The 4,746-nt window shown below is 49.1% G+C and carries 2 protein-coding genes and 1 pseudogene; 2 read left to right on the top strand and 1 reads right to left on the bottom strand.

The genetic code is table 11. The features are described 5' to 3' along the window. Positions 1-124: 124 nt before the first annotated feature. Positions 125-1,204, top strand: a complete 1,080-nt coding sequence (locus tag C4B57_11630; GenBank protein PXF50808.1) for a nucleoside recognition protein — start codon at positions 125-127, stop codon at positions 1,202-1,204. Positions 1,205-1,234: 30 nt separating this feature from the next. Continuing rightward, entirely contained in the window at positions 1,235-4,333 is a 3,099-nt protein-coding gene (locus tag C4B57_11635) for a hypothetical protein (GenBank protein ID PXF50809.1), read from the top strand. 73 nt (positions 4,334-4,406) lie between these two features. Here the strand turns inward: C4B57_11635 and C4B57_11640 are convergent. Further along, positions 4,407-4,607 (bottom strand): annotated as a pseudogene (locus C4B57_11640) (heterodisulfide reductase subunit F). Between the last annotated feature and the right edge of the window lie 139 nt (positions 4,608-4,746).

Consider the following 4,746-nt stretch of genomic DNA (forward strand, 5'->3'; position numbering starts at 1 on the left):
CCGGATTATAGCTTCTGAAATTGTAGTTCATGAGGCCCTCAAAAAGCAATTATCATGTTGAAATTATATAATATTTTACCGAATTCGGCCTCATTTTGCAACTAATATTTGCGGGACAGACTCTATGACACTGCCCGACGAACAAAATAACTTAGAGCATAAAAAAAGGCCGGGACCCGCGCCATATATCTGGGCAGCAATTACATTCCTGTCTGCGGGGCTGCTTTTCATAGCCCCCGGGATGGACTGGCAGCTTGTCGTACATCGAATAGCATGGCCTCTCAGCCGTATCCTGATAATCATGGCCCTCAGCCTCAGCTTAAGTGCCCTGGTAGAAGGGATGGGCTGGTCTGCAATAATTGCAAATCTATCCAGGCCGCTCATGCGTACAGGCAACTTCAGTGACTGGAGCGGGACCGCCTTTACAACGGCCTTTCTTTCAGGTGTCGCTGCAAATACCATTCTCTGGAACGTATATAAAGAGAAGAAATTAAGCAGGCGAGAGATGCTTCTGGCTACACTCCTGAATCTGGGTCTTCCTTCCTACACGCTGCATCTCCCAACTACCATTGCCATAATTATACCACTTGTCGGGAGAGCCGGATTGATATACGTGGGGTTGACCCTTATGGCTGCATTGCTCAGGACTATAATAATACTCTTCCTGGGCCGCTTAATGCTGCCATCACCTGAGAAAATGAGAGGACCGGGACCGGAATATCAAGATAGGGAGGGATTGGAACCAAGAAAGGAGCGGGTGAAAAAGCTCCTGGCCCAATATCTCTCTGGCCGCCTCAACCAAATAGCCATGTATACCGTGCCAATCTATATTATGGTAGTTCTCCTCCAGCAATGGGAATTTTTTGATTGGCTTCAGCACAAAAGTGCATCAATAATTACCAGTGAGGCCCTGCCTGTGGAAGGCATATCTGTAGTGGTATTCAGTATAGTTGCGGAATTCACGGCCGGAGCCGCGGCAGCCGGGGCCATGCTGAATGCAGGAGTGCTCACTGTGAAAGAAACCGTGCTGGCGCTTCTCTTCGGCAGTATAATTGCAACTCCTGTAAGGGCCATGAGACACCAACTTCCGAGATATCTGGGTATCTTTCAGCCAAAAATGGGCATAATCATACTCCTGATGGGACAGGCCTTGCGTGTTACAAGCGTTGTGATAGTAGGTTTCATATATTTTCTCGTGTGTTGATTCGAAAACAAGTATTATACAGGTATTATCATGAAAAAATCCCCTTATTTCTTGTCGTTATTTCTATTTATCCTGGCATTTTTAGCGTCCTTTGGCACCCCGGCCCGGTCTGAAGCCGGCGGGGAAAATATCGACAACATACCCATAGTCCGTGTCAACGTAATCCTGGATGTAGAAAACCGCCTGATAAAGGGCGGGATCTCTGCACAACTCCCCATGGGAAAAACGATATGGATACATACAGGAGGCGTGGATTTAGGCCGTATCACCCTTGCAGGACGGACTATAAATCCTTCCATTGAAGAAGACTCTTTCACTGTTGCGGCTTCGGGCGGGAACAGGCTGCTCAGGATCCAATTCCACAGGAATTTCCGGCCATCGGGTTCCGGGCCGGGCGGAAAAAATGGTTATTTTGTTATGGATAACTTCATAGATGCCGGAGGTGTCGTATTGCTCGATGGCTGGTGCCCCATGCTGGAGGGGCTTGCCCTCTATGAGCTCAGAGCCGCAATACCTGCCGGTTTTAAGGCAGTATCCGAGGCGGATGCCATAAAAGTACAATCCCGGGAAGATACGAGCATATATATCTTTGAATTTCCCCATCCCAGGACCGGGCTCTCACTGGTTGCAGCCCCATATCAGGTCAATCTGGAGCGTCACAAGGGCATTGAGATTGCCGCATACTTTTTTCCTGATGATAAGAAACTTGCCCGGAAATACATTGACAAGGCCAAATATTATCTTGATCTCTATGAAGACATCCTTGGAGCGTATCCGTTTAAGCGATTTGCGATTGTGGAAAACCGCGCTCCTACGGGCTATGGCCTTCCCACTTACACCCTTCTCGGCCAAGAGGTGGCAAGACTCCCCTTCATTGTAGATACCTCCCTGGGCCACGAGATACTCCATTCCTGGTTTGGAAACTCGGTTTATGTGGACCCGCGGGAAGGTAACTGGAGCGAGGGGCTTACCACATACCTGGCAGACCATCTCTATAAAGAACAGAAAGGCCTGGGCAGGGACTACAGGCATCGATTGCTTGCAGACTATCAAAGCTACGTCCATAAAGACAGGGCCATGCCACTCTCAGGGTTCAGATTCAGGACAGACCGGCCCTCAAAGGCCATAGGTTACGGCAAGGGGGCAATGCTGTTTCATATGTTGAAACAGGAGATAGGTAAAGATGCCTTTTACAAGGCCCTGAAAAAATTTGTCATGGATTACCGCTTCAGGATGGCGGGCTGGAGTGAGCTGAAAGCAGTCTTTTCAGACATCGGCAAAAAGGACCTTTCAGTATTTTTTGACCAGTGGCTTGAGAGAAAGGACGTGCCGATACTCTCCATAAAGAAAGAGGGTATCACTTATCCGGGAAGCGGACATCAAGGCCTGAAAGTGACTATTCAGCAAGGTACGGAAAGCCCTTACTCCCTGTCAGTGCCCCTGGTATTAGAAACCACATTCGGGGAGGTGCGACGCAATGTCCGTGTAGAGCATGAAAAGGAATCCATGGAAATTGAAATCAAGGGGCAGCCCCTCAGCGTGACTTTGGACCCGGACTATGATCTGATGCGCAGCCTGGAGCCGTCAGAGTTTCCACCTGTGCTCTCACGCCTCCTGGGGTCAGAGCACAAGTTCTTCGTGCTCCCTTTGCAGAACTCGGAGGTCTATTGTCAATTCGCTGTTTTTCTCCGGTCGCTTGGATTTAAGGAAAAAAGCATTGACAGCCTGATGACCGGCTCGGATCTGAATAAAGGTTCCCTGCTCATACTGGGAGACCCTGCCCCAAGGCTTGAACGGCTGACAGGGGCGATGCCGGATCCGGGCAGCGGGGTCATCATCACGGTCAGAGAAAATCCCATAAACCCGGCAGGCGTGGTGGCCGTGGTAAAGGCCGATTCTTCAGGACAACTGGACCTCATCCTGAAAAAGCTTCCCCACTACGGATACTATAGTACATTGAGGTTCGAGGACGGCAAACTGGCGGGAAAAGATACCGCAGGCACCCGGAATGGGATACGCCTTGTCCTGCAGACCGAGGTTATGGGGACCGCTGCCAGTGATCTTTCTCCAATAGACCGGATAATCAATGACATATCCAAAAAACAGGTGATCTATATTGGAGAGTGTCATGACAATTTCAGCCATCACATGGCCCAACTGAGGATCATCCAGGGGCTTGACAGACTTGATCACCCCCTTGCCGTGGGTATGGAGATGTTCCAGCGTCCGTTTCAGCATGTACTTGACAGGTATCTGAAAGGCCAGATAGACGAAAAGACCTTCCTCAAAGAGAGCAAATACCTTGAGAGATGGAGGTATGATTACCAGCTCTATCGCCCGATCATACAGTATTGCAGAGAGCATGACATCCCGGTCCTGGCACTCAACCTTCCGGAAGAAATTTCAAAAAAAGTGGCAAGAAAGGGCCTTGAATCACTGTCAGACGAAGAGTTGAGGCAGGTGCCAGAGGACCTCGACTGGTCAAATACGGCCTATAAAACACGTTTGAGGCGAATCTTTGAAAAACACCCTGAAAGCGGAGTCAGGAATTTCAACGACTTTTATCAGGCCCAGATCCTTTGGGATGAGACAATGGCACAGAACGTCCACGATTACATGAAGAATAATCCCGGCCGCCAGATAGTAGTGCTTGCAGGCAACGGGCATATTGCCTTCGGCGATGGTATTCCCTCAAGGACCTACAGGCGCGGGAAATACGATCAGGCAATAATAGCCAATGTAACCGGCAACAACCCGGAACAGGGCATGGCGGACTTCTTCCTGTTTCCGCCCATGATGCAGCCGCCCTTCTCCGCCAGGCTGGGAGTAATTCTCGATGAGGAAGACAACAGGGTGGTGCTAAAGAAAGTCATGCGTAACAGCCCTGCACAAAAGTCCGGCCTGAAGTCCGGAGATTTGTTGTTGAGCTTTGACGGAGAGCCTGTTAAAGACATTTCCGGCCTCAAACTCGCCCTGCTTTTCAAGAAGGAGGGAGACACCGCCGTAATTGAGGTCAAGAGGAAAAAAAGATTCGCGCGCGACAAGATACTTAAATTTACAGCAGGTCCTTTTAAGCCCATGAAAATGACATTTCACCATCCCCGTAAGGTCAAAAAAATAAAGAGATAAACGCGAATGCCTTTGTAAATATTCTTGTGAGCCAGCTATATCCTGCCTTGAAGCGGTTTATTCAGCGCTATCTTTAATATTCCGGAGGCATATTCTTCAACTGGGCCAGGGAAAGGACAGGGCCGTCCTTGCACACGAACTTGTCGCCGATATTGCAGCGGCCGCACATGCCGATACCGCACTTCATGCGCATTTCAAGGGAGAGGATGATCCTTTCCGGAGTAAACCCCACCTTTTCCAGGACAGGTTGAGTAAACTTGATCATGATGGGCGGGCTTAATACGTCTCATAAGAGTCTGTCCCGCAAATATTAGTTGCAAAATGAGGCCGAATTCGGTAAAATATTATATAATTTCAACATGATAATTGCTTTTTGAGGGCCTCATGAACTACAATTTCAGAAGCTATAATCC

This window comes from Deltaproteobacteria bacterium, assembly GCA_003194485.1.
Taxonomy (GTDB): domain Bacteria; phylum Desulfobacterota; class Dissulfuribacteria; order Dissulfuribacterales; family UBA3076; genus UBA3076.